The organism is Clostridium sp. BL-8 (genome assembly GCF_002006495.1).
GTDB lineage: Bacteria > Bacillota > Clostridia > Clostridiales > Clostridiaceae > Clostridium.
In genome coordinates, this window is sequence record NZ_LZZL01000021.1 from 26,056 (window position 1) to 52,240 (window position 26,185).

Consider the following 26,185-nt stretch of genomic DNA (forward strand, 5'->3'; position numbering starts at 1 on the left):
TTATTTATTTGATTGTGCCTAATATCTTTCTATTATATCTGTAATTATTGAAGATGTATCTCCATTTCCAAAGACAGAAGCAGGAGTACCAGTTGGATTAAAGGATTCTAATGCATCCATGATCTTATTAGAATCACTACCAACTATAACGTTCCAGCCATTATTCACTGTTTCTACCCATTCAGTTTCATCTCTCATAGTTATGCATGGCTTCTTTAAGAAATAAGCTTCTTTTTGAACTCCGCCGCTATCTGTAACTATTTTTTGAGAATTTCCTTGTAAGGAAAGCATATCTAAGTATCCGACAGGTTCTATAATCTTAATATTATCTCCAATATGAAGATTATACTCTTCAATGAACTTTTTTGTTCTTGGATGGAGAGGAAGTATTATTCTTTTTCCAGAATTGCTTAAAGCACTGATTATTGAAGTTAATCTTTCTATGCTGTTTGTATTTTCTGCACGATGTATTGTAGATAGTATGTAACTTTCAGGAGCTAAATCTAATTTTTCGAGTATAGTAGATACTTCCTTAGCTCTTTCCTTAAAAAGATTTACAGCATCGTACATTACATCACCGACATTATGAACGCCATTTGTGATATTTTCATTTTTTAAGTTATTCACTGCAGTTAAAGTTGGTGTGAAAAGTAAGTCAGATATATGATCAGTTAAGATTCTATTTTGTTCTTCTGGCATGGCTTTATTAAAGCTTCTAAGTCCAGCCTCTACATGAGCCACTGGGATTAATAATTTGCTGGCACAAAGGCTTCCAGCAAGAGTTGAATTTGTATCTCCATAAACTAAAACCATATCAGGCTTTTCCTTTAAGTATATTTCTTCAAGAGCTATTAACATACTGCCGGTTTGATGACCATGATTTGATGAACCAATACTTAAGTTATAATTAGGCTTTGGGATTCCAAGCTCCTCAAAGAATATATCAGACATGTTATTATCATAATGTTGCCCAGTGTGTACTAAAATTTCACTATTGCCATTTCTTCTAATTTTATTTGATACTGTTGCGGCTTTTATAAACTGTGGTCTAGCACCAATAACAGTTAGTACTTTCATGTACTTATTCCTCCTTAAATTGAAATATAAGTCCATTTTAACACAGATTTTATTAGCGATACAGTAAATAGAGAATTTTATTGAAAATAGGCTTGCATACAGGTCTATAGTTTTTTAAATTGTGGTTGATTTTATTCACAAGAAAATTATTAATATAATTTAACAATTATGTAACAAGTTTTATTTATAATTATTGGAGTAAATTTTTCTTACAGGGGACTAAACGAACAGATGGTTAAAAATCTCTAGATTTAAAGTATACTATAATCTTATTCTTATCAAAATTCAATATGGTATAATTTAGTTAAAATGAGTTATTTTGTGAAATTATCATAAGGTTGTATACTTAGCAATAAAAAATCGGTACATGGGGGAAATTATGGTTAAGAGAAAAATATTAGTGGTAGAAGATGAATTTTCAATTAATGATACTTTAAAATTTGCTCTTTCAAAAGAAAATTTTGAAGTGAAGGGAGCGTATGACGGAGAAGGTGCTTTAAAACTTTTTGAGGAATTTGAACCTCAGTTAGTTTTACTAGATATAATGCTCCCAGATATAAGTGGTTTTGAATTATGTAAAATCATGAATCAAAAAAGTTATGTGGTTATGCTTACTGCAAGGGATGATGTGATTGATAAAATATTAGGTATGGAAATAGGTGCTGATGATTACATAACAAAACCTTTTGAAATAAGAGAAGTCATAGCAAGGATCAATGCTATTTTTAGAAGGGCAGGTAAAAATATTTTCAATAATGAAAATATATCTAGTACTGTTTTAGAGAATAATAAAAATGATGAACCTTTTGATAAGCCTAAAAAAGATCAAATTAATATTAATTTTGATACGAGAACAGTTATAAAATATGGAAAAGAAATCATGCTAAAGAGAAAAGAATTCGATTTATTAAGTTATTTGTATAAGAATAAGGGAATTGTGTTTACAAGGCAACAGCTTTTAAACGAAGTTTGGGGATATGATTATTATGGAGATACTAGAACTGTTGATGTTCATATTAGAAGGCTTAGGGCAGATCTTGGAGATGATAAGGAGAATTCAGTAGTAGAAACAGTTTTTGGTGTAGGATATGTAATAAGATGACGAACAGTTGGTTGGGAAGTGAGAAATATGCTGAAAACATTAAAAAGAAAGATAATGATGGGAATTATTTTAGCCCTTATTATATTTAATTTTGGGTTAAGCATTTTTATATATAATACTTTTTACACAAATATAAAGAATAATATTAAAGGTGATATGGAAAGTATTAAAAAATTTAGTATAAGCACTTTAAAGTATAGTGCTATGGTTATTGAAGATGATTTTAAAGTGAAAAATAAAACGGTTTATGAAATTAATACTAATTATGATTGTTATGCAGGATTATATGATTCAAATAATAAATTGATAGATTATAAAGGAGATATATTATTTGAAAACAGCATTAACAATATATTGGAAAGTTCAAAATGGAAAAGTTCAGTAATAATATTTAATCTTAAAGAGGGATTGATTTGTACATACATATATCCTGTTTATCTTAATGGAAAATACGATTGCAGTTTAGTTATACAAAAAAGTTATAATGATTATTATAATAACATTAAAAGTACAATGACTAGCATAATAGCAGCACAAATTGTTCTTTTAATAGTCATAATTGGTGCCTTGAATTTTTTTATTAATCAAATAGTAAGTCCTTTAAAAAGGCTTAGTATAGAGATAAAAAAATATGGAGAGGGAAAAGAGGTTAATAAAATTTTAGTGAAATCAAAAGATGAAATTGGACAAGTCACTAAATCCTTCAATGAAATGATTGAAGAAAAGAAAAAGTTAGAGAATATATCAAAAAACTTTTTTAATAATGCAACCCATGAGCTGAAGACACCAGTTACTTCAATATACGGGTATATTCAAATATTAGAAGAAGATTTAAATACCATAGATGAGGAATTTAAAAAGAGAGCTGTTAACAGAATTATGATGGAATGCGGTAAATTAAAAGAACTTATACAAAAGCTTTTAGAGATTTCAAGATGTGGCGTGAGAAAGAAGGATATAAAGCAAGAGGTGAAGCTTAACATATTAATTACAGAAATATGTGATAGATTAATAGACAGGTGCAGACGATTAAACAAAGAGTTTATTATTAATATAGAGGAGATTACTATATTAGCCGTAAAGGAAGATGTTGAACATATAATTTTAAATTTAATAGATAATGCATTAAAATATTCAAAATGCAGAGAAATATATATTTCTCTTAAGAAGTATGATAAAAATACAGATTGTTTTATGTTTGAAATAAAAAATAAAACCTCTTCAATACCTAATAATATTTCTGGAAATTTATTAGAGCCTTTTATTAAATACAATGAGTTTGATGGAAAAATGGAAGATAGCATTTCAAGTTCAGGATTAGGATTATATTTATGCAATGAATTGGCTCAAAAGAATATGCTAGATTTAAAATATGAAATAAAAGAAGATGAAATCTCTTTTTATTTATCAAACCTTAAGTTAGTTAAGAGTTAAAAATTAAGAGTTAAGGATGAAATCCCTTTGGAGATTTCTAAAATATACACATATAAATAAAGCAGCTATGCACATATAAAAAGAGTGGCTTTGCCACAATACGGAACTTTTCTGCAAATAACAACTTACTGAAAATAACTAAACTAATATATGAAAAAAGGTACGCTCCTATGAAGAAGCATTGAGTGCAATATAAAAAATTGTATTACAAGAATGTTACAAAAGTGTTAAATAAGTAATAAGTATTAGCAAGATCCTACAAGAACATTACAAAAATGTAAAAACCATTGAAACTCTTTAAAACTGGTTTATTATAGGAAATGTACCAAGGATGCAAATGAAATATTTATCAAATTATTTATATTTAGGAGGAATAGAAATGAAGAAGAAAATATTAAATCAATTAGTTGCAGCAGCTTTAGTCTGTGGAAGTGTTTTAGCAGTTGGGAATGTATCTGCAAAGGCAGAAGATGGGAAGAAGGACGTAAAGTTTACAAAAGAGTGGGTCTTAGAGGGTGGTAAGAATGGTTCAGTATGGCATTATTATGATGAGAATGGTCAAATATTAAAAAATACAACTATTGTAGGGCCTAATCATAAGACTGAGGTTAAGATTGATGAAAATGGAGTAGGCGAAGTTAACTGGGAATATGGAGTAGATTGTAAGGCTGAAAATGGAAAGATCTATTATGTAAATGCATCAAAACAAAAAACAGGCTGGGTTGAAGATCAAGGTAAAATGTATTATTACAATGAAAAGGGAGAATTGCAAAAGAACACAACCGTTAAAAATCAGCTTGGACAAGAGGTTAAGTTAAATGATAAAGGAGTACTTGTTGGTGAGCACGGATATGATATCATTGATGGAGTAGAAGTTACTTATGATAGTTCAGAAGCATATAAAAAGAGCCACAAAGAGTGGAAACAAGTAGGAGATGACTGGACTTATAATGATGGAGATAGAAATGAAGAAGATTTAGCTCATGACTGGGAGCAAATTAATGGAGTATGGTATTATTTTAATGATAAGGGAATAATGCAAAAGAACACAACAATAAAAGACTACAAAGGTAATGAGAATGTATTAAATGCAGATGGAGCATTAATTAATAGAACTGAGCCAAAATACGAATACCAAGAAGAAGTAACTTATAGTCAGAAAGTTATTGATGGAAAAACATATATAGTGGATGATAAAGGAGAGAAACAGATTGGATGGGTTATGTATAATGATAAATGGCATTATTGTGACAAGGATGGTGTAATGCAAAAGAATACAGCTATAATAGAAGGCGATAACAAATATGTTCTCGATTCAGATGGTGCATGGATTAATAATTAATATATATCCTATAGTTAAGTGTTTATATTCTATTTTAAATTGATGCTGAATTTATTAAAATATTTAATATGAATTTGTTAATATCGTTTATGTGATTAGCAAAATTGATAATCACATAAAAATCTTTAAAATATATAAAAAACTATCCATATAATATTGAGCTTAAGATTTCTTAAGAATGAGTTTTATATGGATAGTTTTTTTATTTCTAAGCAGCTTTAAGCCATATGAAATTATTTAACAATTATGTAACAACTTTAGTTTATAATTAACTTTATTGGATTAATTTAAAACATGAATATTTAAGTATTTCGGTAGATTACCACATAAGCCTAAATTTTTTGGGATATTTATATTTTTTATTTAGGCACAGTTATATGCTAGGAGGATGAGATGAAAAAGCTAATTGGTTTTATAAGTTTATTAGTTATCGTATTATCATGTATGTTTTATCAAGTATATATAAAAAAGGGAAATCAAGAAATTGAGATATTAAATGCTGATGTAAGTATTAATAATATAAAGAGTATTATGGAGACTGAAAATGAAACTGATGATGATTATGAAGAAGTTTCATTAGGATATAATGAGGGAAGTATATACTTAATAAAATATGATTCTGTTAATAAAAAATTATATGATAATAATATATTTATTTTAAATAAAGATGGAAGCAGCAAAGAATCTGGAGTAAAGCTGCCAGATAATTATTTAAATGGTGAATTAAAGATTTATGGGGATAAGATTTTTGGAAAGGATGGATATTTTAACTGGCAGTCAGGAAAGGAATTTAAATTACTTTCTGATGGAGATAATATATTGACTGCAATGTGGTATCCGGTTTCAGGAAATAGTGACTATTATTTATGTACTGAAGATAATGAACAGAATAAAAAATACATATTATATAATATCAGTAGCAATGATAAATATGAGTTTGAGTGCAATAGTGATAGTGAAGATGTTATTAAGGGTGTATTTTATGATGACATATCAAAAAACTTTTATTCATTATGCCAAAATAATGTAGTAAAACAAATACACATAAATGAAGATAAATTTAATTTGGAAAAATATGATGATATAAAAGATGTTGATAAAGGTGAAATCAACCAGAATGGAAAATATAAAAATAGTTATATATATTGTTCTAATGGACAGGCATATATAGGTTTAGATTATAATGATAAATATAAAGATAGTGATAATATTAATCAATATGATATAGCTAATAAAGTTATAGAACCATTAGATAATATAAGTCTGTATGGTTATGATGACTTTTACAAGGAATATATACTAATTAAAAAAGATGATGAAAAAAGTGTTAACAAAATTTATTTGGCTAAACTTGAAAAAAATGGATTTGATATGCTTATTGAAATACCTAAGATCTATGGTGATGATAGTACAATAAGTATTCATATGATTGATTCAGAGAATGTATTAGTTAAAGAAGAAAGTCATGATAAGGAAAATAAAAAGATTAAAAATAAGTATATAGTTTATGATTTAGCACAGTATTTTCAAGAGAATACAAATAAAACAAAAAATGATAGTGATCAGTTAAACTTAAAAAATACTTATAGAAATATCAATGAGCTTAATAATTATGATGTTGATAATAAGAATAAGGAAAATGCAAAAACTCAAAATAATGATGAAGTTGAGCAGCAGGTTAAGTCACCAATTCAGGATAACACAGAAAGAGATAATATATCTAAAGATAGCGTATCTAATACTAAACCTCCAGAAGATAAGGATTATAGAGAATCTGATTCATCATGGAGAAAAGGAAATGGTGATTGGTACTATTATGAAAACAATGATGAAAAAGCCATAGGATGGCTAAAAACACAGAAGGGCTGGTATTATTTTTACAAGGATGGAGTTATGCAGAAGGATGCTATTGTGATTGGAAAACATGATAAAGAGTATAAATTGGGCCATGATGGATTATGTATTAATCCAGATTCAGACTTAGATAATAATTATGTTGAAAGCAAAGGGAACAATACTAGCAGCGATGAAAGTAGTAATAGCACAAAAAATAATAATGTAGATATGGATTCTAATGCTTCAAATGTAACTAAGAATAAACAAGATTCTAAAGACAATAATAAGAAATAGATTATCATAAAATAACCAAATATTAATTAATTTTTGTTTTAGAATATTTATTATTGTTCATTAGATTATAGTTTTGCATAATGCATATTACAACATAATTTACCAAGTATTACATATGCTCTACATACATTTACTATGTAGAGCATTAGTATGTTGAATATGAGATAATCCGTCGTTATGTTTACTCCTTTTACGAGAGCGTCTCGGCATATTATAAGGTAAGGAAACTCTACCCACCACATACGTTCGCTGAGTAAGTTCGAGAAGCAAAATCATAGATGGATAACGAAGTAGAAGGTGTTAATATAACGTTAGGGTGGATTTAGGGTTCTTTTTTTAAAGGAAACTCGACTCGTTGCACTCGCTGAGTAAGCGATTCACACAAAATCATAGATTTTGGTTCTCTGCTTAAGGAAACTCGACTCACATGCGTTCGCTGAGTAAGTTCGAGAGGCAAAATCGTAGATGTATAACGAGGTAGAGGGGCATTAATATAATATTTAGTGTAGATTTAAGGTTCTTTTTTATAAGGAAGCTCGACTCGCATGCGCTCGCTGAGTAAGTTCGCCTAGCAAAATCGTAGATTTTGAGGCTCACTTATGTTATAATCTATAGGGTTAATTAGCATTATATTGTAAAAAAAGGAGCAAATTAAGATGAATATCTTACTTATAAATCATTATGCGGGGTCTGATTATCATGGAATGGAATTTAGACCTTATTATATGGGGAGAGAATGGGCTAATATGGGACATAAGGTGACTATACTTGCCGCTGATTTTTCTCATTTAAGAAAGAAAAACCCTAAGATACAAGAAGATTTTCAAGAGGAAATAATTGATGGAATTACATATGTATGGGTTAAGACACCTGAATATCATGGAAATGGCGTTGGAAGAATAAAAAATATAGCAGCGTTTATGTATAAATTAAGAATGAATTATAAAAAAGTTTCAGATAAATATAAGCCAGATGCAGTCATAGCATCTTCTACTTACCCTTTAGATATATATCCTGCGCATAGGATTGCTAAAAGAGCTAAGGGAAAGGTTTTCTTTGAAATACATGATTTATGGCCATTGACACCTATGGAAATAGGGGGATACTCTAAGAATAATCCAGCCATAGTATTGCTTCAAAGGGCAGAGGACTTTGCTTTTAAAAACAGCGATAAAATAATTTCAATTTTACCGAATGCAGATAGGCATATTAAAGATAGAGGATTTAATATAAGTAATTATGTTCATGTTCCTAATGGAATTATTGTGGGAGAAAAGAAAAATGCGCCTATGGAAAAGACTATTGAGAGATTAAAAGAATTAAAAGAAGAAGGCTATTTTTTAGTGGGATATACAGGTAATCACTCTCCAGCAAATGTATTAGATACACTTATTGATGCAGCTAAAAAGACAACAGATGAAAAAATAAAGTATGTGCTAGTTGGAAATGGAAATGTAAAAGATCAATTGATTCAATATGCAAAGACAAATAATGTAACTAATATAGAATTTTTAGATCCAGTGCTAAAAGACAATATGGATAATGTACTACAATTATTAGATATATGTTATATAGGGTTAAAAAAGCAAAACCTATTTAACTATGGAGTAAGTCCTAATAAATTATTTGACTATATGATGGCAGCAAGACCGGTAATATATGCAGTGGAGGCTTCAAATGATCCTGTAAAAGACTCAAGTTGTGGCATCACAGTACCAGCTGAAAATCCACAAGCTATAGTAGATGCTGTTATGAAAATAAAGAGCTTAAGTGAAGAAGAGAAAAATAAATTAGGTCAAAATGGAAAAGATTATGTGCTAGAAAATCATACTTATCATGGACTTGCAGAAAAGTTCTTAGATGCATTGAAATAACTTAAAAATTTATGAAGAAATGCAAATTATGAGGTTAAGTATATTAAATTGTTGTAAAATAATTAATGTATGATAATATGATTTTAAATAATTTTTTAGGAGTAGATACATGAATAAATTTAATAAAGTAGTTAAAAGAATCTTTGATTTTGTATGCTCTACTTTGGGGTTAATTATATTAAGCCCGATTTTGATTATAATTGCAATTAGGATAAAAACAGATTCTGATGGACCAGTATTTTTTAGGCAGATAAGAGTTGGTGAAAAGAATAGAGAGTTTGAGATCCTTAAGTTTAGAACTATGGTTGTAAATGCTGAAAAGTTAGGAAGACAGATTACAGTAGGAAATGATAGTAGAATTACTAAAATAGGAGCATTTTTAAGAAAATACAAGTTAGATGAATTACCACAGTTAATAAACGTATTTAAAGGGGATATGAGTCTGGTAGGACCAAGACCAGAGGTACCAAGATATGTTAAACTGTATGATGAGAAGCAAAAAAAAGTATTAGAAGTTAAACCAGGGATAACTGATTTAGCATCGATTAGGTATAGGGATGAAAATGATTTACTCGGAGAAGCAGAAAATCCGGATGAATTTTATATAAATACAATAATGCCGGATAAACTTGCACTAAATTTGGAGTATATTAACAGAAATAATATTTTTATTGATATTTATATCATACTAAAGACAATAATAAAATGCATTTAATTCAGTTGACAATTGATTATGAATAATTGTCAGTGAAGTGAGAAAAGCTAAAGGCTTTTCAAAAAATAAATTAAGAGAAAGCCTATTGCTTTCAACTACAATTGGCCGAAGACTACCTGTAAAGGGCATTAAGTATACATTGTCAATTGTTTAATAATATAATGGGAGAAGGTAAACATATTATGAAAAAATTAAAATTTGCAATTATTGGTTGTGGAAGAATTTCTTATAAGCATGTTGAAGCTCTAGCAAAAAATAATGAAGAAGCAGAATTAGTTGCAACTTGTGATGTTATTTTAGAAAATGCTGAAGCAAAGAAAAAAGAATATATTGAAAAGACTGGAGCAGCAGAAGGGTCTGTTCATACATATACAGATTACAAGGAAATGTTAGAAAAGGAAGAAATAGATGTAGTTACAATTGCTACAGAAAGTGGATATCATGCAGAAATTGCTATTTATTCAATGAAAAAGGGAGCAAATGCATTAGTTGAAAAACCAATGGCGATGTCTATTGAAGATGCTAATGAAATGATTAAGGTAGCGAAAGAAAACGATGTTAAGCTTGGAGTTTGCCATCAAAATAGATTTAATAAGCCAATACAAAAATTAAGAGAAGCAGTAGAAGATAATAAATTTGGAAGATTGATTAACGGTACAGCAAGGATACTTTGGAATAGAAATATGGGCTATTATGAACAAGCACCTTGGAGAGGAACATGGGCTTTAGATGGCGGTACTCTAATGAACCAATGTATACATAATATTGATTTACTTCAATGGATGATGGGTGGAGAAATTGAAAGAGTATATGCTGAATGCGATACATATTTAAGAGATATTGAAGCAGAAGATTTTGGAGCTATAGTGATAAGATTCAAAAATGGAGCTATTGGAATTGTTGAAGGGTCAGCATGTGTATATCCAAAAAATCTTGAAGAAACTCTAAGTATTTTTGGAGAAACTGGAGCAGTATCCATTGGAGGTCTTGCAGTTAATGAACTTGAAACTTGGAGATTTGACGGCGAAGATGAAGATGCTATTAAGAAATCGGTAAATGTTAAAATAGATAACGTATATGGTGAAGGACACACACCTTTATTTAAAGATGTAATTGATTCGATAAATACTAATAGAGCTCCATTGGTATCTGGAGAAGAAGGTAAAAAGGCAATGTCAATAATACTTGCGGCATATAAATCGAGAAAGACAGGAATGCCAGTGCAGTTTCCGTTAAAAGATTTTAAAACATTGGATATGAAAGATGCATTTAAGGGAAGAAAATAAAATGTTTATATTATAAATTAAGGATAATAAAAGCATATTAAGTAAAATATATATTTGTTATGTATAGATATCCAAAATATAAATTTAATTTATAACTTATAATTAATGACTCATAACTTCTAATTATATGTAGATAATCCAAAAGTTATAAGCGATAAATCAAATTTCTAATTCATTTATTTATATATTTTGAAGTTAAAAAATAGAAATTTTAAAAGTGAGAGGATGATAGGTCATGAAAGTAAAAAAGGCTATTATACCAGCAGCAGGGCTTGGAACAAGATTTTTACCAGCAACTAAAGCACAACCTAAAGAAATGCTTCCAGTAGTTGATAAGCCAACAATTCAATATATTGTTGAGGAAGCAGTTGCTTCTGGAATTGAGGAAATTCTTATTATTACAGGTAGAAATAAGAAATCAATAGAAGATCATTTTGACAAATCAATTGAATTGGAATTAGAGCTAGAGAAGTCAGGAAAAGCTGAATTACTTGAACTTGTAAGAGATATTTCTGACATGGTTGATATACACTATATAAGACAAAAGGAACCTAGAGGATTAGGTCACGCAATCCATTGTGCAAAAACTTTTGTTGGAAATGAACCATTTGCAGTTTTACTAGGAGATGATGTAGTTGACAGTGAAACTCCATGCTTAAAACAATTAATAGATTGTTATAGTGAATATAAGACTACCATTTTAGGAGTTCAGACAGTAGCCAAAGAAAATGTACCTAAGTATGGTATCGTAGATGGAATTCATATAGAAGATAGAGTTTATAAAGTGAAGGATTTAGTTGAAAAACCATCTGTTGAAGAAGCACCAAGTAATGTTGCAATACTTGGAAGATATATCATTACACCAGAAATATTTAATATATTAGAAAATACTAAACCTGGAAAAGGCGGAGAAATTCAATTAACCGATGCTTTAAAAACATTAATTACTAAAGAAGCTATGTATGCATATAATTTTGAAGGAAAAAGGTATGATGTTGGAGATAAATTAGGTTTCTTACAGGCAACTATAGAATTTGCTTTAAAGAAGGATGAATTAAGAGAAGATTTTATAAATTATTTAAATACTAAGCCTTGGGAACAAATATAGAATAATATTGATTTCGGTAAGCTATCACATAAGGCTAGGTTGAAAATTGGATATCTATAGATTATGGAGGCCTAAATTTTATGAAAATATGCTATTTAGCAGATATTAATAGTGCACACACTCATAAATGGTTAAATTATTTTATACACAAGGGGTATGACATTCATGTTATATCCCTTGGAAAAGGTGAGTATGAAGGAGTAACAGTTCATTCATTAGATGTGCAGGATAACGTTATGAAAAGATCTTCAGATAAGAATAAATTATTAGAATATTTGAAAAAGATAAAGAGAGTCAGGGCTTTAATTAAAGAAATCAATCCTGATATATTACATGCTCATTATGCCAGCAGTTATGGATTATTGGGAGCTATAGCAAAATATCACCCATATATTATTTCAGTATGGGGAGCTGATATATATGATTTCCCGATTAAATCACCTATACATAAATTTATAATAAAACATAACCTGAAAAAAGCAGATTATATTTTATCAACTAGCAATGTTATGAAAATAGAAACTCAAAAATATACTAATAAACCCATAGAAGTGACTCCTTTTGGTGTAGATATTAATAAATTTATTCCAAATAAAACTGAAAAAGAGGAGCTTGTGATTGGAACTATTAAAACCTTAGAGGAGAAGTATGGAATACAATACTTGATTAAAGCCTTTAAGGAAGTAAAAGATAGAAATAAAGATTTAAATCTAAAGCTTAGAATTGGTGGAAAAGGAAGTCAAGAGGGGTATTTAAAAGAATTATCAAAAGAACTTAATGTAACTGAAGATGTTAGCTTTTTAGGTTTTGTAAAGCCTAATGATGTAATTAAGGAATTTCAAAATTTTGACTTGGCAGTTTTCCCTTCGACATTAGATAGTGAAAGCTTTGGCGTTGCAGCAGTTGAAGCAGAAGCGTGTGGTACACCAGTTGTCGTAACAGATGTTGGTGGACTAATGGAATCAACAAAGCCTAATGTAACAAGCTTGGTAGCTAAGAAAAAATCTGTAGAAGATTTAGCTGATAAAATTGAAATGCTAGTTAGAAATAAAGAACTTATGAAGAGCATGGGAAAGAGTGCAAGGAAGTTCGTAGAAGAAAACTATAATATCGAAGATAATTTCAAACATGTTGATGAAATTTATAAAAATATAATTAAAGGTGTTTAAGCATATTTAAGGCACATGGGCTTGTTATTTTTTTGATTGTGCCTAACTATATATCGAAGTAAATAAATCCTAAAATGTATTGCTACATTTTAGGATTTATTTATAAATTTAAAAATAAGCTTCAGATAATATTTTATGTAATATAAATAGAAAATCTTTCAGATTAATAATGTCTGATATTCTGCTCAAGTAAAAATTTTATGCCAAGAGTGGCTAACGAAATGAGTAATAATGTACTTAATATTGAATTGCCAAATTGTATGAACATCGTACAAATGAATAAAAACATAAACATACCTAACAACCATTGTATAATTCTCATTATTTTATCTCCTTGTAAAAATTAATTCTGCAATGTTATTGTATCCTATATTACAAATGAAATTCATAAAATATAAACTGAAATGTATCCATACATTTGAAACATTGAAATAATGCAAATATAATATTAATAAAATATCAAAGAAAATAGTTTTTATATTAAATGAAGATTGTATGGAGGAAGATTTCATGGGAAATAATAGAATACTAAATACTAAAGATATGGTGTTAACAGCACTAATGATTGCTTTAGTCTGGATAGCTGGAAGTATAATAAAGATTCCTACATTTGGTGGGTTTGTACAGATGGGAGACTGTATGGTATTTTTATCAGTGGTCATATTAGGTAAAAAAAGAGGAGCAGCAGCAAGTGCACTAGGAATGTTTCTTGTAGATGCACTTGCAGGATATTACTTATGGGCACCATTTACATTTTTAATTAAGGGAATAATGGCATATATAGCAGGAAGCATTTTAGAAAAAATGAGTGAACAGAGGTATTTTACAAAGCATATTATAGCCTTTGTAGCTGGCGGAATTTTTATGGTTATTGGGTATTTTGCTGCCGGAATAGTAATAGCTGGTTTTCTAACAGACAAAGTAGGACTTTTTCAAGGCTTAATCTATTCATCTAAAGATATAATTGGGAATATAATTCAAGTTACTACTGGAATTGTAATTGCTTTAGCTTTAGGAGCAGTAGTAATAAAAGCAAAGGATATTTCAGTCGCAAATTAGATCAATTTTTAAATTGTGTTTATATAAATCACCAATAAGCATTCTATATAGATATATAAAATATAAACTAGATGTGTAACTTGCAAGCAATGTTTTTGATTTGTTTATCTATATGTTCAATTATCATATTAAATGTAGTATAATTAAGATAAGTATGAGAATGAGTTATTTATCATAAAGAATTTATGGTTAAGGGATGGTGAGAATAAATGCAGAATTATGAAGAGCTATATAATTCTTTAAAAATGGAATATGAAACTTACCAAAAATTTTCTGAACAGCGTATACAAGAACTGAGCCAAAAAAATGTAAGGCTAGAAAAAAGCATAGATTCTTTATCAAATATAATAGAAGTAAGTAAATACATAAATACTTACTTCAGCAGTGATAACTTAATATCAATGATTAATGATATGATACTTGGGATATTAGGCGTTACATATTCAACTATATTCTTAATGGAAAATGACGAGCTGATTGTAAAAGCTAGTAATATCGAGAATATGAATATAAATCTAACGTCTAAAGAATACATATATGTAAATAAGGGAGAAGAATTTTTAATAAATTCTGAAAAGCCATTAAAGCAAACAGGAGAGCATAAAGTAGATATACACTCAAGTATGGGAGCACCAATTAAAGTAAGAGAGAAATTTATAGGATACATAATTGTGGAGCATAATCTTTACAAATTTATGACTATTGAATTAAAGCTCTTTCTTAGATCAATCTCAAATCAGATTGCAATAGCAATAGAAAACTCATTATTATATAAGGAATTGGAGAAGTTAAATCAAAGAGATCCTCTACTTGGAATATACAACAGAAAATATTTTTTTGAATATCTTGAAAAGAATGAGAGTGGAAAAGCAAAAGATAAGTTTGCAATAATAATGATAGATATAGATGATTTTAAAAAGATAAATGATACTTATGGGCATCAATTTGGGGATAAAATATTAATAAGTACTGTTAGCATTATAAAAAACGGTATAGATGAAGGCGATATTTTAGCTAGATATGGTGGAGAAGAATTTATTTTATATATTTCAGGTTACGAGAATGAGGACAAAGTTTGTGAAAAAATTGAAGCAATAAGACAGAATCTTGAAAAAGAAAAAGTGACTTTTAATGATAAATGTAAGTCTGTTACAGCTAGTTTTGGAGTTTCATTCTTCCCTTTGAATGGAACAGATTTAAATGAACTTATTAGCAAGGCTGATGATTTATTATATAAAGCTAAAGCGAGTGGGAAAAATAAATTTATGAGTGGGCATATATTAAAAATGCAATAATATTATTATAAAGCAAGCTTATTTAAAATAAGGGTGCTTTTTTGTTCTTTATAGATATTCAACTTTGAAATCAAACTTATATGAATTATAAGGAGGAGTGAATTATGGATAGTAAAAAATTACTATCTCTGATAGCGAGAGAAGAAGGAACAAAATTAGATTTTAAGTTAAGATTAGAACTTAATTATGAAACGGGAAAGAAAGAATTAACTAAGGATATATGTGCCATAGCGAATTCAAGTGGTGGAAGAGGGTATATAATTGTTGGAATAGAGGATAAAACTAAAAAAGTTATAGGACTTCAAGATGATGATATATTTCAAGAAGAACAAATACAACAAATAGTGACATCAAGGTGCGAACCTCCAATTCCAATAGAAGTAGATTTTATTGATATTAAGAATAAAAAAATAGGTGTAATATCAATATATGATGGAGGTCAGAAACCATATCAGGTTAGAGAAAATGGTGCTTTCTATATTAGGAGAGGATCCACAACAGATGTGATGAGAAAGCAGGAATTAATAGCTTTATTTGAAGAAAACTTAAGTTTAACAATTGAAACTTGCCCGTTAATTAAAAGCAATACTGATATGCTTAACATGAAATTGGTCGATAGTTATTTTAATAAAAAAGGAATAGAAGTTAATGATGAAAATAGAAAGTATTTATTGCTAAGTGCAGGAATCGTTTATGAAAAGAAGGAAGCTTCACCACTTATATGTACATATGGAGGACTTCTTGTATTTTCTGATAAAAACTACTTATATATTCCTAACAATATGATAAAAATTATTAATAAATATAGTGCAAATGGAGAGGCACAGATAATTCAAGGGAGTCTTTTATCAATGATTGATAAAGCAGAAGAGGAGATCAATAAGATCATACCTAAGACATATCCTATACAAGCAATAGTTGAAGCTATGAAAAATGCTGTATTATATAGGGAATATTTTGACTTAAATAAAATAATAGAAATAGTTATAGACAAAAATAAAATTATAATTTCAAGCCCAGGTGAATTTATTGGAGAAAATATTAAGGGCCAGAGGACTAGCTACAATAAAAGAAACATTTGGCTCTATGAAAAATTAATAACGTTAGATGAAAAAAAGAGATTTTTAAATAATGGAAACGGATTTAAAATTATAAAAAATGCATTTAAAGGAAAAGGAAAAGTCAAATTTATAAGTTCCAGAGCGGAGCATAGCTTTAAGGTTATATTACCAGGAGTTTTATCAATTAAAGCTTAGTAGTGTTCCTTCAGTTCTTATTTCTATAAGCTATATTGTTACATTAAGCTATTGTATAGATAACAAACGAAAATTTGAGAATTATGAATTGTTGCCAAATTTGAAGGTTGAGGATATACTATAATAAGTGATTTAAACAATGTGGTGTTATTAAATTAAAAATTGATTTTACGGTCAAAGCTTAATTTAATTTTAAATAAGAAGATTTTTAGGAGGTACTGTTATAATGGCAAACGTATTAGATGAGCTATTAGAAAGAGGATACATAAAACAATTTACGCATGAAGAAGAAACAAGAAAGTTATTAGAAAATGAGAAAGTAACTTTTTATATAGGTTTTGATCCAACAGCAGATAGTCTACATGTAGGACATTTTATAGCGATGATGTTCATGGCACATATGCAAAGAGCAGGGCACAGGCCAATAGCTTTAATTGGTGGTGGAACAGCTATGGTTGGAGATCCAAGTGGTAAGACTGATATGAGAAAAATGCTTACAAAGGATGATATTCAGCATAATGTTGAATGTATTAAAAAGCAAATGGAAAGATTTATAGATTTTTCTGATGGTAAGGCAATACTCGCAAATAATGCAGATTGGTTATTAAATCTTAATTATGTTGATTTTTTAAGAGAAGTTGGAGTTCACTTCTCGGTAAATAGAATGTTAACAGCAGAATGTTTTAAACAAAGATTAGAAAAAGGATTATCCTTCTTAGAGTTTAATTATATGTTAATGCAGGGATATGATTTTTACGAATTAAATCAAAAGTATAATTGTAAAATGCAGCTTGGAGGAGATGACCAATGGTCTAACATGATAGCTGGAGTCGAACTTGTAAGAAGAAAAGCACAAGGTGAAGCTATGGCTATGACTTGTACTTTATTAACTAACAGTCAAGGACAAAAGATGGGTAAAACTGTTGGTGGAGCATTATGGCTTGATCCAGAAAAAACTTCTCCATATGATTTCTATCAATATTGGAGAAATGTAGATGATGCAGATGTTGAAAAATGCTTAGCTTTATTAACTTTTGTACCAATGGATGAAGTAAGAAGGCTTGGAAGCTTAGAAGGTGCTGAAATAAATACAGCTAAGAAAGTACTTGCATACGAAATAACTAAGCTTGTTCATGGTGAAGAAGAAGCTAAAAAAGCAGAAGAAGCTGCTGCTGCCTTATTTGCAGGTGGAGCTGATATGTCAAATGTACCAACTGTGACAATAACAAAAGAGGAAATTGGATTACAAATTTTAGACATTATGGCAAGTACTAAAATTGTTCCATCTAAAAAGGAAGGCAGAAGATTAATTGAACAAGGTGGACTATCTATCAATGGAGTTAAGGTTGAAGACGTAACTAGAACTTTAAATGAAGAAGATTTTAAAGATGGTGCAGCTTTAATTAAAAGAGGAAAGAAAAATTACAATAAAATAGAAGTGAAGTAATAAAGTCAATTTTAAAGCTATGTATACTAGTAATATATTTTCTAGTATATATAGCTTATTTTTATTAAAAAGATTTTTTGAACAACTATCTTTGTTTTCATACCGAAAAGATATAGGTGTATTAAATTCGCTTATTCTTAATAAAACTTTCCCATTTATCAAGCATTAGATCAGAAAAATGATTGCACATAATAAGTTATTTCAATGCACATAATACAAAGGAAAGGTGGTTACGTAGAAACCTTACCTTTAGAACAATATACTAAGTAAAAAGGAAGTGATGCAATTATGAAAAGTAAACCAGATGATAGAACGGATAATGTAGAAAGAATCCAATATAATATTGATAAAACTATCTTAAATTGCGAGCTTGCAGATGAAATGATTGCAAAAACAGATGACCCAAACATGAAGCAAACGTTAAAAGAAAAAAATGAAAGAAGAGAAGAAGCTCTTTGTGCTATGAGAAAAGAGATTAGAGAAGAAGCACTGGATAGGGAGAATAGATAAAAGATTATTTAGAATTATTATTAGCATTTAACAAAATAGAAAGTATCACAGGAGAGTGATGCTTTTTATTTTTTAGATAAAGTTTAATATTTCAATAATATGGGAATATTAAAAATGAAAATATATGATATGGAGGTAAAAATGAGTTATAAATTATTAATAATAAATCCAGGCTCTACATCAACTAAAATATCTGTTTATGAAGATGAAAAAGAAATATTTGGAGAGACCATAAGACATTCTTCAGAAGAAATAGGTAAGTACAAACATATATTAGAGCAAAAAGATTTTCGAACAGAAATTATATTAAAAATATTAAAAGATACTGATATGGACATAAAAGAATTAGATGCAATAGTTGGAAGAGGTGGGCTTTTAAAGCCTATACTTAGCGGAACATATAATGTAAATGATAAAATGTTACAAGATTTAAAAAACAGTGTGCAAGGGGAGCATGCATCTAATCTTGGTGCTATAATAGCAAGAGAAATTGCTGATTCTATCGGGAAACCAGCCTACATAGTAGATCCTGTGGTTGTGGATGAAATGGAAGAGATAGCAAGATTATCAGGTATTCCGGAATTGCCTAGAAAAAGCATTTTTCATGCTTTAAATCAAAAGGCTGTGGCTAAGAAATATGCAAGAGAAAATTCTAAAAATTACGAAGATATCAATGTCATAGTAGCTCATATGGGAGGGGGAGTTTCTGTAGGGGCACATAAAAATGGAAAGATAGTTGATGTTAATAATGCTCTTGACGGAGAGGGGGCTTTTTCGCCAGAAAGAAGTGGTGGCGTTCCAGCAGGTGATTTAGTTAGATTGTGCTTTAGCGGAAAGTATACATTAGAAGAGCTCCTAAAGAAAATTACAGGAAAGGGCGGTTTTGTAGCTTATCTTAATACAAATGATGCAAGAGTTGTAGAAAAAGCTGCTTTAGAAGGTGAACCTAAAGCAAAGCTTGTTCATGATGCCATGGGATATCAGGTTGCAAAGGATATAGGAGCAGCAGCAACAGTCCTTAATGGAAAGGTAGATGCTATAATTTTAACAGGAGGAATGGCTTATGGAAAACCAATGGTAGATCTTATAAAGGAAAAGGTAGACTTTATAGCTCCTATAGTAGTTTATCCAGGTGAAGATGAAATGCTTGCATTAGCCCAAGGAGTAATTAGAGTGTTAAATGGAGAAGAAGAAGGTAAAGAATATAAGTAGGGTATATATATCCTACTTATGAAATAGACTTATAACTTAGAATTAATATTTTTTATAAGTCAAGATAACAAACAAAGTAGTAACTAGTTACAAATGGAAAGCCTATGAGCTTCTCCTTGTAAACTAGCTAAATTAGACTCTTAAATTTCTTTTATATAACTCAATTTATATATCATTTATACGATAAGTATATTATAGAAGTAGTGAATTAGTGGGGGAGAAATAATATGCCAGGAGTTTGGAATGTAAATAATGGATATAATACAAACACAAAAAAAGTTTCTAGTAAGTTAACCTTTGAAGTTGGAGAGCGTTTTACAGGACGAGTAGTTGAAAAAGGAAATGGAAAGGATGTTACAGTAAAGCTTGCAGATGGATGGCAGTTTATTGCAGAACTTGATGGTAATGTTGATTTAGACGACCTTAAACTAATTAAATTTCAAGTAGATGGATTTCAAAATGGAAAATTAAAATTAAAATTGGTACAAGATTCAACAAACGAAGGAACAAATGAAGATGAAAATTTTCAGGATGTTATAGATAAAGAAGGACTATCAAAAGAAGATATTGATATATTAAAAAATATGGTTAAGCATAATATCCCATTAACTAGAGAGAATATTAATGAAATTAAGGGATTAATTCAATTTAATGAGAGAATAAGTGCTAATCCTAAAGAGTTAGATGCATTTATTCAGACATATATACAAAGTAAAGGGCTATCTTCTGATAGTTCAGAAGGTCAAGCTATTAAAGAGTTATTGACTAAGTTCTTAAATGAATATAAAAATATAAATTCAGATGATATACTTGCATTTATAGAAAATAAGCTAGACTTCTCTGAAGAAAGTATAAAAAGTTTTAATAAATTATTTAAAGGAAATTCTTCAATTGAAGAGATTATCATGAAGATAAGTGATTCGTTAAATTCTGATGGGAATGCGAAAAGTGCTCAAGATAACAATGCTTCTCAAGTCTCCATTGATGAAAAAATGATAAATAAGGAACTAGAATTAAATAGGAATTCCTCAGATAAAACTACAGCACTCTTATCCAAGGCTTATAATGAAAATGATCCGCTATCTAAGAAAATCAATATATTGGATGTATTGAAAACTTTGGCTGGAAGTGAAGATAGTGAACTTAGTATGATACAAAAAAGTGCTGGACAGGAAAGTGGCAGTTCGAGTATGGAAAAAACGAATCTTCCTGAATCAATATTGGAAAAATTAGATAATCCAGATATTGTTAAAATAATAAAAGATACTGTTGGGGATGATTTGGCAACTAATAATGCTTCTAAAACTCAAGCAGATCGCCTTGTTGAATCAGCAAATAAGATAAAGTTAGAAGAATTATTAAGTAACATGGAAGGAAGGGAAGTTAAGCTTACAGACAGCGAATTCAAGGCATTTAGCGAGCTATTAAATAGTAAGTCTAAAGGAGAAGAAGTCGTTAAAGAAAATCCATTTATGGATGTTAATAATGATAGTATACAGCCTAAGGAAGCATCAGATAATGCGGTTAAGGATACAATCTCCAATAAAATAAATATTGGAAAAGCGGATGCGGAAGATATATTTTTAAGAAGTGGATTAGATATCAAAGAATCAATAAAAGGTGAAATGAAAGATAAAATCAACAATATAAGAGATATAGTTAAGAATATAATAACTCAAACAGAAATAAAAGGAGATAGTTACGAAAAGATAATGAATTTGATAAAAAACAATATTAGTGACATCAAAGTGTTTAATTCTATGAGTAATGAGTATTATTATTTAAATGTTCCTGTAACTGCTAATTCTAAGGAATATCCTTGTAAATTGATAATAAAGGATAATAGAAAAGATGGGAAAAAGATAGATAAAACTAATGCTAAAATGATCATTAGTGTAAAAACCGCTAAGTTAGGGGATATTGATGGTTATTTGACCATGAGAGATAATAGAATTGATGTAAATTTAAAATGTGAAAGTGATTATACGTCCATTATAAATAAGAATAAATCAAAATTAGCAGAAGGTTTGTCAACACTTGGATTATTTGTAAATATAAATGTATCGGTTAAAGATAAACCTGTGGATATAGTAAATTGCAGAAATTTCTTTAATGATTTAACTATATCTACTATTGATATTAAGGTATAATATAAATAAATTAAAAAATTTATTTATTACGTGCAAGTTTTAATTTGTAACTTGTTACTGATTTAAGTTATAAAAAAAGATAAGTTCTAAGTTTAGTTCATATTTCAGCTAACTGGAGAGAAGGGAGTGTACGAAGAAATGAATCAAAGGAAAAAAGCAGCAGCATTAAAATATGAATTTAATAGCGATGCTCCAATAGTTACAGCAGCTGGAATGGGATATATAGCAGATAAAATAATAGAGAAGGCTTCAGAAAATGAAGTACCAATAGTGTACAATAAAGAATTAACGGATTTATTATGTAATGTAGATGTTGGAGATGAAATTCCTACTGAGCTATATGAGGCTGTAGCGCATGTAATAGCTTTTATTACTGATTTAGATAAGAAAAGATAAACATATAAGGATGACAGAAAGGTGATAAATAAATGGCACTTTATACTATTTCAGATTTGCATTTAGGCTTTAATGTTGAAAAGCCAATGGATGTCTTTGGTGATAGGTGGAAAGATCATTGTGACAAAATAAAAAAAAATTGGCTTAATAAGATAACTGGAGAAGATATGGTGCTTATAGCTGGAGATATATCCTGGTCATTAAAGGAACAGGACAGTAAATATGATTTAGATTGGATTAATGAACTGCCAGGTAAAAAGATTATTAGCAAAGGTAATCATGATTATTGGTGGGGAAGTATTTCTAAGTTAAATAAAATGTATGAAAATACTAAGTTTATTCAAAATAATTTTTACTTTTATGAGGATTATGCAATATGTGGGACTAGAGGATGGGTATGCCCTAGTGGAGATAAATACACTGATAAAGATGAAAAGATATATAAGAGAGAGCAAATAAGATTAAAACTTTCTCTTGAGGAAGCTAAACGTAATAAATTCGAAAAAATTATAGTTATGCTTCATTATCCTCCTACAAATGAAAAGTTTGAGGAATCTGAATTTACGAAGATAATAAAAGAATATAGTGTACAAAAAGTCATATATGGGCATTTACATGGACCTGTATTATCAGGGAAAGTGCTAGATGGATATTTAGATGGGGTTGAATATATATTAACTTCAGCAGATTATCTCGATTTTAATCCGAAAAGAATACTTTAAAATAAATACAAAAAAAGAACTTCAATTAAATTCATTGAAGTTCTTTTTTATATTTAGAATAATTTTCCGAGTGAGTTACTGATTTCTTTTAAAGAATTATCTTGACTATGAAGATCTGAAGCAATTTCTTTTGATAAGCTTTCATGCTCTTCAAAGACCGTGCTAATATTATCTACTAAAGAGATTACATTATCCTTATCTTCGGAAGCAGTAGTTAAGTTTTCTATACAAGTAGTAATTTCTTGAGTAGCATCATCAATAGAAGTTTTTATATCGGAAAAACTATTTTTAGCTCCTTCTAGGGAATTATGTTGAGTGCTTAAAGCTGAATTACCAGAATTCATTGCACTGGATGCTTTTAAAATATCTACTTTAATTTCTTCTAATATACTTGTTATACTTTGAACAGCAAGTTTTGAATTTTCAGCTAACTTTCTAACTTCTCCTGCAACCACAGAAAATCCTTTTCCAGCTTCACCAGCTCTGGCTGCTTCTATAGCTGCGTTTAGAGATAAGAGATTAGTTTGAGCTGCTATTTGACTTATTGAGTCAGTAATACTGTTTACAGATTCTAATTTTGATACTAAAGCGTTTACTGTTGAAGTTGATACTGTAAAGGCATCTTCTAAATCAGCCAATGATGAATCTAAGTTATTAATAGAATTTAAACCTGTATCAGCCAGTTTATCAGTATCTAATACTTTAATATGAACATTAGTAATATTAATTGCTAAATCCTCCATATTTGATCTAAAGTTAGAAAGCATGTCTTTAGCATTCTTAAGTTCTTTATTTTGGGACTCAGTATAAGATACTAATGAAGAAGCAGAAGAAATAATGCTTTTAATAGAAGAATCTACTTGGTCAGTTTTATTCTTCAGGCTACTAATTTCATTGCTTAGATCTCTCTGATTTGTATTAACATTGCTATCTTGATTTTTAGAAGGTTGTGTAAGGTTAACATCTAAATTTGTTGAAGTGTTATTTTTAAAAAATCCCATAGTCTAGTCCCCCTGTTAATAAATTAAAAATACTTTTTTAAAGATCTGTAGCTTTAATTAAATCCTTACCAGTACGAGCCATATCTTTAACTCTAGATGAAGAATTTACGCTTACGATAGTTTTTGAAAACCACAATAGTGCATCATGGTCATTTCCTAATTTTCGATTTAATTCACCAAGTAAATACATTAGAGAATCTCTTTGTAGTCCATATATAGGAAAAAGCTCATGTATATAAGCATTATTAAAGCCTTCAAGAGCTTGTCTAAGAAAAACTTTTTCTAAGTCTACATCATTTAACAATCTATACATCCAAGCAATTTTCAGTGAAATCATAGCTTTAGTGCTATCAGGAAGATTGATGAGCACTGAATTTAGTAAAGCTAATTTGAAACGTTCAATTGCTAATTTCTCATCTAAAATATCAGGGTATTCTCTTGGCTTCCATTTCGGAGTTACATTGCTTAAAACAAGCTCCTTTTTGTGGGATTTGAGCTTTTCAAAATCTGACCGCATTGCAGCATAACCGCAAGAATTACAGATAATAACATCATAAAAATATGGATTTACTGCTAGATATCGTACAAAAAAATCTGAATCTTTGGAAATAACTCGCGGTGACTTAGATTTAACAGTTTTTGTCTTGAAATGTGAATTACAAACAGGACAAAGTATTTGTTTGTCAAATAAGTGGTTTAATATGTCAGTATCATTCATTTTTAGTCACCTCATTAAAAGTACATTACTTTAAAAAAATTAATATTCTACATAAATTATATCATAATTTGAAGAATATAGATTATAAAAATTTTCAAAATAGTTTATTAATTATTATTATTGATTATACTTAATTTAAAGATTTTGATATAATAGATAAGGACAATATTGAGAAATGATGTAATTAAAGGGTGGTATTAATGGCAATAAGCGATTGGAAGGTTTTTTTAACGCCTTATGAGCAAGCAGTAGATGAATTGAAGGTTAAATTAAAATCAATAAGAAAAGAGTATAGAAAAAGAAATGAATATTCACCTATAGAATTTGTAACTGGTAGAGTAAAGGAAGTATCAAGTATATTAGAGAAAACTAATAAATTTGAAATACCAATAGACAGAGTTAGATATGAACTAGAGGATATTGCAGGAATACGAATAATGTGTCAATTCGTTGATGATATAGATACTGTTGTTGAAATATTACGAAGGCGTAAGGATATGCAGATTCTTTATGAAAAAGATTATGTAAGAAATGTTAAGGAAAGCGGCTATAGAAGTTATCATATGATAATAAAATATCCAGTAAATATGGCAGAAGGATTAGTTGAGATTTTGGCAGAGTTTCAAATAAGAACTCTAGCAATGAACTTTTGGGCAACAATTGAGCATTCTCTTAATTATAAATATAAACAACATATACCAGAACAGCTTAAAGAAAAGCTCAAGAGATCTGCAGACGCCGCATTTAGACTAGATGAAGAAATGTTAGAAATTAAAGATGAAATTAAGGATGCTCAAAAGTTATTTGAAGTGAAATCACACTTAATTTCTAATATAATGAATTCGTTATTGACATTAATAACTTTAGGTAAAGAAGTAGAGGCAGCCAGATATCAAAAAACATTAAACAAGTTGATAGAAGATGGAGAGGTTTGGGAATTGAACAGTTTACTTTTTTCTGTTAAAAGAGAAATTGAAAAATATAAAGATTAGAAAGATTTCGTATATGGTCCAATAATAGAGAAGGGTTATACATTTGTTTGTGCTGCTAATTATAAGATTTAAAATTTTACCAGAAAAAGTATCTAGGTAATAAATTCTATGGCAGTATCATTTAAATTCATAGCCTCTATTTTTGTTTATAACATTAAATGTGATAAAAGTGAAGATAAGAATCAAGTAT

The 26,185-nt window shown here is 29.1% G+C and carries 22 protein-coding genes; 19 read left to right on the top strand and 3 right to left on the bottom strand.

Annotation, left to right across the window (positions count from 1 at the left end):
* Window positions 1-18: 18 nt before the first annotated feature.
* A complete protein-coding gene (gene wecB, locus CLOBL_RS09255; RefSeq protein WP_077858756.1) occupies window positions 19-1,077 on the bottom strand; it encodes a UDP-N-acetylglucosamine 2-epimerase (non-hydrolyzing) in 1,059 nt (352 codons plus the stop codon).
* A gap of 379 nt (window positions 1,078-1,456) precedes the next feature.
* On the opposite strand from wecB, the gene CLOBL_RS09260 reads away from it, so the two are divergent.
* The 18 genes from CLOBL_RS09260 (at window position 1,457) to CLOBL_RS09345 (ending at window position 23,284) form a co-directional block, all read left to right on the top strand.
* Window positions 1,457-2,179 (top strand): response regulator transcription factor, encoded by a 723-nt coding sequence (locus tag CLOBL_RS09260; RefSeq protein ID WP_077858757.1) that lies wholly within the window; start codon window positions 1,457-1,459, stop codon window positions 2,177-2,179.
* A gap of 27 nt (window positions 2,180-2,206) precedes the next feature.
* A complete protein-coding gene (locus CLOBL_RS09265) occupies window positions 2,207-3,613 on the top strand; it encodes a HAMP domain-containing sensor histidine kinase (RefSeq protein WP_077858758.1) in 1,407 nt (468 codons plus the stop codon).
* A gap of 379 nt (window positions 3,614-3,992) precedes the next feature.
* The gene (locus CLOBL_RS09270; RefSeq protein WP_077858759.1) at window positions 3,993-4,955 is read left to right on the top strand and encodes a hypothetical protein; all 963 of its coding nucleotides are present in this window, start codon (window positions 3,993-3,995) and stop codon (window positions 4,953-4,955) included.
* A 393-nt stretch (window positions 4,956-5,348) separates the two neighbouring features.
* Window positions 5,349-7,085: a cell wall-binding protein gene (locus CLOBL_RS09275; protein WP_077858760.1), complete on the top strand. Its 1,737-nt coding sequence runs from the start codon at window positions 5,349-5,351 to the stop codon at window positions 7,083-7,085.
* Between the two features lie 656 nt (window positions 7,086-7,741).
* A complete protein-coding gene (locus tag CLOBL_RS09280; protein ID WP_077858761.1) occupies window positions 7,742-8,959 on the top strand; it encodes a glycosyltransferase family 4 protein in 1,218 nt (405 codons plus the stop codon).
* A gap of 109 nt (window positions 8,960-9,068) precedes the next feature.
* Window positions 9,069-9,674 (top strand): sugar transferase, encoded by a 606-nt coding sequence (locus tag CLOBL_RS09285; RefSeq protein ID WP_009172699.1) that lies wholly within the window; start codon window positions 9,069-9,071, stop codon window positions 9,672-9,674.
* Window positions 9,675-9,856: 182 nt separating this feature from the next.
* On the top strand, window positions 9,857-10,960 hold the full coding sequence (locus CLOBL_RS09290; RefSeq protein ID WP_077858762.1) for a Gfo/Idh/MocA family oxidoreductase: 1,104 nt from the start codon (window positions 9,857-9,859) through the stop codon (window positions 10,958-10,960).
* A gap of 235 nt (window positions 10,961-11,195) precedes the next feature.
* The gene (gene galU / locus CLOBL_RS09295; protein ID WP_009172697.1) at window positions 11,196-12,068 is read left to right on the top strand and encodes a UTP--glucose-1-phosphate uridylyltransferase GalU; all 873 of its coding nucleotides are present in this window, start codon (window positions 11,196-11,198) and stop codon (window positions 12,066-12,068) included.
* 80 nt (window positions 12,069-12,148) lie between these two features.
* A complete protein-coding gene (locus CLOBL_RS09300) occupies window positions 12,149-13,237 on the top strand; it encodes a glycosyltransferase family 4 protein (protein WP_077858763.1) in 1,089 nt (362 codons plus the stop codon).
* Window positions 13,238-13,747: 510 nt separating this feature from the next.
* On the top strand, window positions 13,748-14,296 hold the full coding sequence (locus CLOBL_RS09305; RefSeq protein WP_077858764.1) for an ECF transporter S component: 549 nt from the start codon (window positions 13,748-13,750) through the stop codon (window positions 14,294-14,296).
* 209 nt (window positions 14,297-14,505) lie between these two features.
* The gene (locus CLOBL_RS09310; protein WP_077858765.1) at window positions 14,506-15,591 is read left to right on the top strand and encodes a sensor domain-containing diguanylate cyclase; all 1,086 of its coding nucleotides are present in this window, start codon (window positions 14,506-14,508) and stop codon (window positions 15,589-15,591) included.
* Between the two features lie 104 nt (window positions 15,592-15,695).
* A complete protein-coding gene (locus tag CLOBL_RS09315) occupies window positions 15,696-16,847 on the top strand; it encodes an RNA-binding domain-containing protein (protein ID WP_077858766.1) in 1,152 nt (383 codons plus the stop codon).
* Between the two features lie 226 nt (window positions 16,848-17,073).
* Complete coding sequence (gene tyrS / locus CLOBL_RS09320) at window positions 17,074-18,294, top strand: tyrosine--tRNA ligase (RefSeq protein WP_077858767.1); 1,221 nt, start codon at window positions 17,074-17,076, stop codon at window positions 18,292-18,294.
* Between the two features lie 288 nt (window positions 18,295-18,582).
* Complete coding sequence (gene tlp, locus CLOBL_RS09325) at window positions 18,583-18,804, top strand: small acid-soluble spore protein Tlp (RefSeq protein ID WP_077858768.1); 222 nt, start codon at window positions 18,583-18,585, stop codon at window positions 18,802-18,804.
* Window positions 18,805-18,945: 141 nt separating this feature from the next.
* On the top strand, window positions 18,946-20,016 hold the full coding sequence (buk, locus tag CLOBL_RS09330; RefSeq protein ID WP_077858769.1) for a butyrate kinase: 1,071 nt from the start codon (window positions 18,946-18,948) through the stop codon (window positions 20,014-20,016).
* Window positions 20,017-20,243: 227 nt separating this feature from the next.
* On the top strand, window positions 20,244-22,166 hold the full coding sequence (locus tag CLOBL_RS09335; protein WP_077858770.1) for a flagellar hook-length control protein FliK: 1,923 nt from the start codon (window positions 20,244-20,246) through the stop codon (window positions 22,164-22,166).
* A gap of 138 nt (window positions 22,167-22,304) precedes the next feature.
* The gene (locus CLOBL_RS09340; protein WP_009172688.1) at window positions 22,305-22,562 is read left to right on the top strand and encodes an EscU/YscU/HrcU family type III secretion system export apparatus switch protein; all 258 of its coding nucleotides are present in this window, start codon (window positions 22,305-22,307) and stop codon (window positions 22,560-22,562) included.
* Between the two features lie 32 nt (window positions 22,563-22,594).
* Window positions 22,595-23,284, top strand: coding sequence for a metallophosphoesterase (locus CLOBL_RS09345; RefSeq protein WP_077858771.1), 690 nt, complete (start codon window positions 22,595-22,597; stop codon window positions 23,282-23,284).
* Between the two features lie 53 nt (window positions 23,285-23,337).
* Here CLOBL_RS09345 and CLOBL_RS09350 read toward each other — a convergent pair whose 3' ends face one another.
* Window positions 23,338-24,285, bottom strand: a complete 948-nt coding sequence (locus tag CLOBL_RS09350; RefSeq protein WP_077858772.1) for a methyl-accepting chemotaxis protein — start codon at window positions 24,283-24,285, stop codon at window positions 23,338-23,340.
* 37 nt (window positions 24,286-24,322) lie between these two features.
* Window positions 24,323-25,003, bottom strand: coding sequence for a DUF2225 domain-containing protein (locus tag CLOBL_RS09355; protein WP_009172685.1), 681 nt, complete (start codon window positions 25,001-25,003; stop codon window positions 24,323-24,325).
* A 200-nt stretch (window positions 25,004-25,203) separates the two neighbouring features.
* Between CLOBL_RS09355 and CLOBL_RS09360 the strand changes: the two genes are divergently transcribed.
* Entirely contained in the window at window positions 25,204-25,995 is a 792-nt protein-coding gene (locus tag CLOBL_RS09360; RefSeq protein WP_077858773.1) for a GTP pyrophosphokinase family protein, read from the top strand.
* Window positions 25,996-26,185: the final 190 nt, after the last annotated feature.

Coding starts and splice junctions, on each gene's coding strand:
- CLOBL_RS09350 (WP_077858772.1), bottom strand. CDS start 24,285: ATGGGATTTTTTAAAAATAACACTTCAACAAATTTAGATGTTAACCTT.
- CLOBL_RS09345 (WP_077858771.1), top strand. CDS start 22,595: ATGGCACTTTATACTATTTCAGATTTGCATTTAGGCTTTAATGTTGAA.
- CLOBL_RS09300 (WP_077858763.1), top strand. CDS start 12,149: ATGAAAATATGCTATTTAGCAGATATTAATAGTGCACACACTCATAAA.
- tyrS (WP_077858767.1), top strand. CDS start 17,074: ATGGCAAACGTATTAGATGAGCTATTAGAAAGAGGATACATAAAACAA.
- CLOBL_RS09310 (WP_077858765.1), top strand. CDS start 14,506: ATGCAGAATTATGAAGAGCTATATAATTCTTTAAAAATGGAATATGAA.
- CLOBL_RS09335 (WP_077858770.1), top strand. CDS start 20,244: ATGCCAGGAGTTTGGAATGTAAATAATGGATATAATACAAACACAAAA.
- CLOBL_RS09275 (WP_077858760.1), top strand. CDS start 5,349: ATGAAAAAGCTAATTGGTTTTATAAGTTTATTAGTTATCGTATTATCA.
- CLOBL_RS09305 (WP_077858764.1), top strand. CDS start 13,748: ATGGGAAATAATAGAATACTAAATACTAAAGATATGGTGTTAACAGCA.
- CLOBL_RS09270 (WP_077858759.1), top strand. CDS start 3,993: ATGAAGAAGAAAATATTAAATCAATTAGTTGCAGCAGCTTTAGTCTGT.
- CLOBL_RS09285 (WP_009172699.1), top strand. CDS start 9,069: ATGAATAAATTTAATAAAGTAGTTAAAAGAATCTTTGATTTTGTATGC.
- tlp (WP_077858768.1), top strand. CDS start 18,583: ATGAAAAGTAAACCAGATGATAGAACGGATAATGTAGAAAGAATCCAA.
- CLOBL_RS09280 (WP_077858761.1), top strand. CDS start 7,742: ATGAATATCTTACTTATAAATCATTATGCGGGGTCTGATTATCATGGA.
- CLOBL_RS09265 (WP_077858758.1), top strand. CDS start 2,207: ATGCTGAAAACATTAAAAAGAAAGATAATGATGGGAATTATTTTAGCC.
- CLOBL_RS09360 (WP_077858773.1), top strand. CDS start 25,204: ATGGCAATAAGCGATTGGAAGGTTTTTTTAACGCCTTATGAGCAAGCA.
- CLOBL_RS09290 (WP_077858762.1), top strand. CDS start 9,857: ATGAAAAAATTAAAATTTGCAATTATTGGTTGTGGAAGAATTTCTTAT.
- CLOBL_RS09355 (WP_009172685.1), bottom strand. CDS start 25,003: ATGAATGATACTGACATATTAAACCACTTATTTGACAAACAAATACTT.
- CLOBL_RS09340 (WP_009172688.1), top strand. CDS start 22,305: ATGAATCAAAGGAAAAAAGCAGCAGCATTAAAATATGAATTTAATAGC.
- galU (WP_009172697.1), top strand. CDS start 11,196: ATGAAAGTAAAAAAGGCTATTATACCAGCAGCAGGGCTTGGAACAAGA.
- buk (WP_077858769.1), top strand. CDS start 18,946: ATGAGTTATAAATTATTAATAATAAATCCAGGCTCTACATCAACTAAA.
- wecB (WP_077858756.1), bottom strand. CDS start 1,077: ATGAAAGTACTAACTGTTATTGGTGCTAGACCACAGTTTATAAAAGCC.
- CLOBL_RS09260 (WP_077858757.1), top strand. CDS start 1,457: ATGGTTAAGAGAAAAATATTAGTGGTAGAAGATGAATTTTCAATTAAT.
- CLOBL_RS09315 (WP_077858766.1), top strand. CDS start 15,696: ATGGATAGTAAAAAATTACTATCTCTGATAGCGAGAGAAGAAGGAACA.